Source organism: Microbacterium sp. ISL-103 (assembly GCF_018613995.1).
Lineage (GTDB): Bacteria > Actinomycetota > Actinomycetes > Actinomycetales > Microbacteriaceae > Microbacterium.
The window spans coordinates 1-6,938 of record NZ_JAGGPD010000305.1; the positions used below are offsets into that span (position 1 = coordinate 1).

Here is a 6,938-nt window from a genome sequence, read left to right on the forward strand (position 1 = left end):
CCGGTCGGTGACCGCCGCCTCTCCCCTGGCTCGATAGGCGAGAGGACGCATCGCCAGGCGCTCGAGCGGCTGATCGTGCTTCGTCGTCGAGACGTACAGCACCTCGTGCCGATCGATGACCTCTGCGTGCTCGGGCACGCCGAGAGGGGCTGCGAGACCGGAGTCGCGTCGGAGTCGTCGTCGCCAGGCTGCGAACATCGAGAGCAGCACGAGCGCTGCCACGGCGATCGTGATCGCGATGGCGATGTCGCGTGTGCTCATGCGTTCAGCTCCTCGACCACTGCGCCGCCGACGACGGTGAGAGTGCCGCCGTGCACCGTGTACTCGACGCGGCCGGGCAGGTCGCGGCCGAGGTAGGGCGAGTTCACACTGCGGCCGTGCAGGTCGGCCTCGGTGAACACGCCGGCCACCGAGGCGTCGTACAGCGAGATCTGCGCGGGCGCGCCGACCTCGAGCGGGGTGCCATGACCTGCAAGGCGACCGATCCGGGCGGGCGCCGCGCTCATCACCCGAGCCACGTCCTCCCACCCGATCAGGCCGGTCTGCACCATCGACTGATGCACGACGCGCAGCGCGCTCTCGAGCCCGACCATGCCGTTGGCGGCGGCCTGCCACTCGCACGCCTTGTGCTCGCTCGGGTGCGGGGCGTGGTCGGTCGCGACGATGTCGATCGTCCCGTCGGCGAGACCTTCGCGCACGGCGAGGACATCCTCCTCGCGGCGCAGAGGCGGGTTGACCTTGAAGCGCGCGTCATACCCGCGAACGAGTTCGTCCGTGAGCAGCAGGTGGTGCGGGGTGACCTCGGCGGTCACGGCGATTCCCCGCTTCTTCGCCCACCGGATGATGTCGACGGAGCCGGCGGTCGAGAGGTGGCACACGTGCAGGCGCGACCCCACGTGCTCGGCCAGCAGCACGTCACGCGCGATGATCGATTCCTCGGCCACAGCGGGCCACCCCGCGAGTCCGAGCTCGGCCGAGACGGTGCCCTCGTTCATCTGGGCACCTTCCGTGAGACGGGGATCCTGCGCGTGCTGGGCGATGACGCCATCGAACGACTTCACGTACTCGAGGGCGCGCCGCATGATCAGCGGGTCGAAGACGCAGAAGCCGTCGTCGCTGAAGACTCGCACCTGGGCGCGCGATGTCGCCATGGCACCGAGCTCGGCGAGTCGCTCGCCCTTCTGCCCGATGGTGACGGCGCCGATGGGCTGCACCGTGGCGTAGCCGGCGGCCTCGCCGAGGGCGAGTTCCTGCTCGACGACGCCCGCCGTATCGGCCACGGGCGAGGTGTTCGGCATCGCGAACACGGCGGTGAAACCGCCGGCTGCCGCCGCACGGGTGCCGGTGAGGATCGTCTCGGATGCCTCGTAGCCGGGCTCGCGAAGATGGGTGTGCAGATCGACGAGTCCGGGAAGCGCCACGAGGCCGGCGGCGTCGATGACCCGCGCGCCCGATCTGCTGAGTCCGGATCCGATCTCGGCGATGACGCCGTTCTCCACGATGATGTCGGCGCTCGTCGCGCCGAGAAGCTGTGCGCCGGTGATGACGAGGGTCTCGCTCACTGGTCTCCCCCTCGTTCGTCGTCTCGTTCTCCTGCCAGAAGCAGGTACAGCACCGCCATGCGGATGGACACCCCGTTCGTCACCTGTTCCAGCACTGTCGAGCGCGGGGAATCGGCGGCTTCGGACGAGATCTCAAGCCCCCGGTTCATGGGTCCGGGGTGCATCACAATGCTACCGTCCGGAAGCCCGGACACTCGCCGTGCGTCAAGACCCCATCGCCTGGAATACTCCCGCTCAGTGGGGAAATACGCTGCGCTCATGCGTTCGAGCTGAATGCGCAGCATCATGACGGCGTCCGGTCCTTCGGCCAGGGCCCGGTCGAGGTCGTACACGACCCTGACCGGCCAGAGCGAGACGTTCTGCGGCACCAGCGTGGGCGGGGCGACGAGCGTGACCTCGGCGCCGAGGGTCGTGAGCAGCCAGACGTTCGAGCGCGCGACCCGCGAGTGCAGCACGTCGCCGACGATCACCACGCGGATCCCGCGGAGATCGCGTCCGCGGCTGTCGGCCCCGAATCGGCGCTTGCGGATCGTGAACGCGTCGAGCAGCGCCTGCGTCGGATGCTCGTGCGTGCCGTCACCGGCGTTCACGACGCCGGCCGAGATCCAGCCGCTCGTGGCCAGGGTCTGCGGCGCACCAGACGAATGGTGGCGGATCACGACGGCATCCGCACCCATCGCCTGCAGGGTCTGGGCGGTGTCTTTGAGGCTCTCGCCCTTCGACACGCTCGACCCCTTGGCGGCGAAGTTGATGACGTCGGCCGACAGCCGCTTCGCCGCGGCCTCGAAAGAGATGCGGGTGCGTGTCGAATCCTCGAAGAACAGGTTGACCACCGTCTTGCCGCGAAGGGTCGGGAGCTTCTTGACCTCGCGGGACTGAGTGTCGGACATGTCCTCGGCGACGTCGAGGATGCGCAGGGCGGTCTCGCGATCGAGCGTGCGTGTGTCGAGAAGATGTCTCATGCTTCGATCGTCACCTCTTCGGCGCCATCGTCCTCGATCAGGCGCACGTTGACGCGTTCCTGACGCGACGACGGGATGTTCTTTCCGACGAAGTCGGGGCGGATGGGCAGCTCGCGGTGGCCGCGGTCGACGAGGATCGCGAGCCGCACGACCGCGGGGCGGCCGATCGACTGCAGCGCGTCGAGGGCTGCGCGGATGCTCCGCCCCGAGAAGAGCACATCGTCGACCAGGACGATCGTCTTCCCGTCGACCCCTCCGGCGGGGATCTCGGTGGGGCGAGGCGATCGCGTCGGATGCTTGGCGAGATCGTCGCGGAACATCGTGACGTCGAGCGCCCCCACCGGGACGGTGGTCTGCGAGATCTCGCCGATGACGGCGGCGAGGCGACGGGCGAGTGTGACGCCGCGGGTCGGAATGCCCAGCAGGACGAGGTTCTCAGCCCCTCGGTTCGACTCGAGGATCTCGTGTGCGATGCGGGTCAGAGCCCGCGAGATATCGGCTTCGTGCAGAATCGTGCGTGCACTCATCAGCCGCTCCCTTCTCCGCCTCACAGGACGGTGTTAAAGGTTGCTTGATGCCCCCAGTCTAGCGCGCGGTCAGCGCCACCCGAGGACTTCACGGACGACAGCCTGCGAAGCGGGCGATCCGTCGTTCGCGATCCCGGCGAGCGACTCGTGCGACAGCATCGCGCCCTCGGCACCCGCAGCCGCCGTGATCTGCTCCAGGGCCGCAGTCACGCGCGGTGCCGCAGCCCGTGCGTGAGTGGCATCGCCGCGACCCGAGGTGTGCGGGAACACCACCAGTTCTGCGACGCCTGCCGCCACAGGGCGGGATGCAGCGACGACCAGAGTGGGCGGGAGCACGTGCTGCAGAGCGTGGGGCACCGGGAACGGCAGCTCGTCGCTCAGCAGCCCCCTCCACCAGCTGCGACGCGAACCCTTCTCGTCGCCGATCTCCATGGCGGTCGCGGTCCAGTCCGATCCGCTCGCGCGGATGCTGTCGCCGTACCCGTCGGGGCGCGGCTCGAACCCCACTTCGGCGAGGCAATCCGCCGCGATGCGCACGAGGCGCTCAGGGTCCGAGCGCACGATCCACCGCGCACCGCGCAGGGGGCCCTTGTGCTCGAGCCGCGACGTGCGGGCGTCACGACCGGAACCCTGCGGATGCGGGGATCGCGACACGGTCAGCTGGCCTCGCGAAGCACAGCGTCGGTGACCTCGTCGATCTTGGACGAGCGGATCGGATGGCCGCTGGTCGACAGGCAGCGCCCGGTGTTGAGGTCCCACTTCCAGTCGTGCATGCTGCACGTCAGGATTCCGTCTTCGTCGACCTTGCCGGTCTTCGTCAGATCCGCGCGCAGGTGCGGGCAGCGTCGCTGCACGACCCAGTCGCCGATCTCGGCGTCCTCGGTCTGGTCGGTCTGCTCCTGATACCAGTTCTCGACATACTCGATCCGGTCGACCGACAGGCACTTGAGGAACGTGGTGAGGAACTCGTTGAACTTGCCGCTGCGACCCACCTGGAACTGCATCGACAGGAAGATGGAGTTCGACCAGTCGATCTCGTGGTCGCGGATGTTGGTCGAGACGAGATCTGCGGGGATCGTGTACCAGTAGATGCACTCGTCGCCGGCGTACTCCCTGACCTTGGCACGCGGGAAGTCCACGACCATGTCGAGGTCGCCGATCCGGAATCGCACGCACCCGCCGACTCCGAGGCGGATCGTGCGCGACTTCTTGAGGAGAGGCTCCCACCAGGCCTTCAGCTCTTCGAGCATCTCCGCAGCGGGCAGCACCTCGGCACGGGAGGCCTCTTCGTCACGGATCTCCTGCTGACGCGACGAGCGCTGCTCCTCGAGGTACTCCCACTTCTCATCGAAGACGTGGGCCAGCTCGGCCTCGGAGTAGAGCGACTGCTCGGTCGTGACATCACCTGCGTCGACCGTGACGACGGTGCCGGGCACGAACAGGTGGCCGTCGTACTGCGGTGAGAGCTCCTTCATGTGCGCCAGGAACTGCTTCTGATCGGTGAAGATGGATTCGCCGTTGCGGCCGAGCCCGTTGAAGTCGAAGAGGTCGTCGCGGAGGAACATGGGCGGCCCCGCCATCGGGAACACATGCGGCGCGTCGACCTTGTCGATGTAGTACATGGCGCGCTTGTTCTGCGCGTCGCGCTTGAGCTTCGCGAAGTTCTGCTTCGCGTCCAGCGGCAGGTCGTAGACCATGGGCCACCAGATCGCGCCCGAGACCTGCGTGAAGTACGCATCCGGCTTGCCGAAGTGCAGGAGGGTGTCGAGGTCGAGCGGATGCGAATCGTTCTGGTTGAGCACCGATCCGGTGCCGTCGTCGACGCTCAGCGACGAGTCGCCGATCGGGCCGTCGCTCGGTGCACGCAGCGGCGTGATCATGATCTTGAGATCGCCGCGCTGGATGATCTCTCCGGCGGGTGCGTAGGTGATGTTCGTGTAGCCCAGCGCTCTGATGTCCCGCTCGAGATCGTCGATCGGGTACTCAGGCAGCAGCACCTCGATGTCCTTGCGGATGTAGCGCTCGAGGAGCGCCGGGTCGAAGTGATCGCGATGCCGATGCGAGATGTAGAGGAAGTCCGCCTCACAACCGAACCTCTCCCAGTCCAGCCCCCTGTTGTCAGGGAAAGGGAACCACGAGCCGAAGAAGGAGGGGCCGAGGACGGGGTCGCAGATGATGTTCCCGCCGACCGTCTCGATGAACATCCCGGCGTGGCCGAGTCCCGTGATCCGCATGCATTCCTCCTGAAGTGAACCGTTCGATTCTACCGACGGGCCCCTGAGCGGTCGCGGTGACCCGGCCGGGACAAATCAGTGTTCGTCGAACAGGCCCTTGATGTCGTCGGACGTGAGCGACTGCGCGAACAGCTCGTCGTCGTCCATGACCGCGGTGAACAGCCGCGCCTTGCGTCGCTGAAGCTCGAGCACCTTCTCCTCGATCGTGCCGGTGGCGATCATCCGATACACGAAGACCTGATTGGTCTGCCCGATGCGATGGGTGCGGTCGATCGCCTGTTCCTCGGCCGCCGGGTTCCACCAGGGGTCGAGCAGGAACACGTAGTCGGCCTCGGTGAGCGTGAGCCCGAAGCCGCCCGCCTTCAGGCTGATCAGGAAGACCGGCTGCTCACCTGCCTTGAAGCCGTCGATCACCTCATCTCGACGACGGGTCGAGCCGTCGAGGTGCGCATACGGGATCCCTGCCTCTTCGAGACGGGCCGCGGCGAGATCGAGGAACGACGTGAACTGGCTGAACACCAGCGCGCGGTGCCCTTCGGCCTGCAGCTCCACCACCCTCTCGAGCAGGGTGTCGAGCTTGCTCGATCCGATCTCGGCATCGGCATCGTCGATGAGTGCGGGCGCCAGACTCAGCATCCGCAGCAGGGTGAGCGAGCGGAAGACGATGAACCGGTTGCGGTCGAGGTCGTCGAGCAGCCCGAGCACCTTCTGCCTCTCGCGCTGAAGGACCGTGTCGTAGAGAGCACGGTGCTCGGGGCTGAGCTCGACCTCGAGCAGCTGCTCCTGCTTGTCGGGAAGATCGGGCGCGACGAGCTCTTTCGTGCGCCTCAGCATCAGGGGCCTGACCCGGCGACGCAGCTGCGCGAGGCGTCGAGCACGGTAGTCCCCGCCCTCTTCGTTCTCGGGCACCTTGCCCTTCTCGATCGGATGGATGTACCGATCCCTGAACTTGCGGGCCGAGGGGAACAGTCCTGGCGCTGCGAGCTTCAGCAGCGACCAGAGCTCGGTCAGACTGTTCTCCATCGGCGTTCCGGTGACGGCGTAGGTGACATCCGCCTGGAACGTCGCGATGGCCCGGTGCAGACGGGTCTTCGGGTTCTTGACGAACTGGGCCTCGTCGAGGATCAGCCCGGCCCACTCGACTCTGCGGAACTCCGTCTCGTCGAGTCGGGCGACGGTGTAGGAGCTCACCACGAGATCCGCCGACTCGGCAGCCGCGGCGAGGGCGTTCGTGCGCCGCCCTCCGGTACTCGTGCTGTCGACGATCGCCACGCGGAGTCCTGGCGTGAACCGCGCGGCCTCGGAACGCCACGTGCTCAGCACCGATGTCGGGGCCAGCACCAGGAACGGCCGCCGCTCTTCCTGATCACGGGTGTGCTGCACGAAGGTCAGCAGCTGCAGCGTCTTGCCGAGCCCCATGTCGTCGGCGAGTAGGCCGCCGAGCTTGTGGCGCCACAGAAACGCGAGCCAGTCGAATCCCGACTTCTGATAGGGACGCAGCTCGGCGAGCACGCCCGGCGGAACGGGAGTCTCGGGCACCCCCGTGGCCTGACGCAGACCGTCAGCCGTCGCACGCCAGCTGACAGCGGGTTCGGCCTCGTCCGCGAGGTCTTCGAATTCCTCCCAGAGATCGGTCTGGTACCGACTGATCCG

6 protein-coding genes and 1 pseudogene are annotated in these 6,938 nt (G+C 67.2%); all 7 read right to left on the bottom strand.

The genetic code is table 11. From position 1 onward, the window contains the following. Positions 1-261: pseudogene (locus tag J7E68_RS11700) on the bottom strand (hypothetical protein); the annotation flags it as partial. Beyond that, positions 258-1,562: a dihydroorotase gene (locus J7E68_RS11705; protein WP_215172775.1), complete on the bottom strand. Its 1,305-nt coding sequence runs from the start codon at positions 1,560-1,562 to the stop codon at positions 258-260. The pseudogene J7E68_RS11700 and the gene J7E68_RS11705, both read right to left, overlap by 4 nt. Next, on the bottom strand, positions 1,559-2,524 hold the full coding sequence (locus tag J7E68_RS11710; protein WP_215172777.1) for an aspartate carbamoyltransferase catalytic subunit: 966 nt from the start codon (positions 2,522-2,524) through the stop codon (positions 1,559-1,561). Before J7E68_RS11710 ends, J7E68_RS11705 begins: the two co-directional genes overlap by 4 nt. After that, positions 2,521-3,051 (bottom strand): bifunctional pyr operon transcriptional regulator/uracil phosphoribosyltransferase PyrR, encoded by a 531-nt coding sequence (gene pyrR / locus J7E68_RS11715; RefSeq protein ID WP_215172779.1) that lies wholly within the window; start codon positions 3,049-3,051, stop codon positions 2,521-2,523. The genes J7E68_RS11710 and pyrR overlap by 4 nt, the downstream gene beginning before the upstream one ends. Before the next feature lie 69 nt (positions 3,052-3,120). Beyond that, positions 3,121-3,705: a hypothetical protein gene (locus J7E68_RS11720; RefSeq protein ID WP_215172781.1), complete on the bottom strand. Its 585-nt coding sequence runs from the start codon at positions 3,703-3,705 to the stop codon at positions 3,121-3,123. Between the two features lie 2 nt (positions 3,706-3,707). After that, positions 3,708-5,285, bottom strand: a complete 1,578-nt coding sequence (locus J7E68_RS11725) for a Rieske 2Fe-2S domain-containing protein (RefSeq protein ID WP_215172782.1) — start codon at positions 5,283-5,285, stop codon at positions 3,708-3,710. A gap of 75 nt (positions 5,286-5,360) precedes the next feature. After that, positions 5,361-6,938: DEAD/DEAH box helicase (locus J7E68_RS11730; RefSeq protein WP_215172784.1), on the bottom strand; the 1,578-nt coding region annotated here is incomplete at its 5' end.

What these genes read in the sequence shown, in the direction of transcription:
- pyrR (WP_215172779.1), bottom strand. Translation starts at nt 3,051, where the DNA reads ATGAGTGCACGCACGATTCTGCACGAAGCCGATATCTCGCGGGCTCTG.
- J7E68_RS11725 (WP_215172782.1), bottom strand. Translation starts at nt 5,285, where the DNA reads ATGCGGATCACGGGACTCGGCCACGCCGGGATGTTCATCGAGACGGTC.
- J7E68_RS11710 (WP_215172777.1), bottom strand. Translation starts at nt 2,524, where the DNA reads ATGAGACATCTTCTCGACACACGCACGCTCGATCGCGAGACCGCCCTG.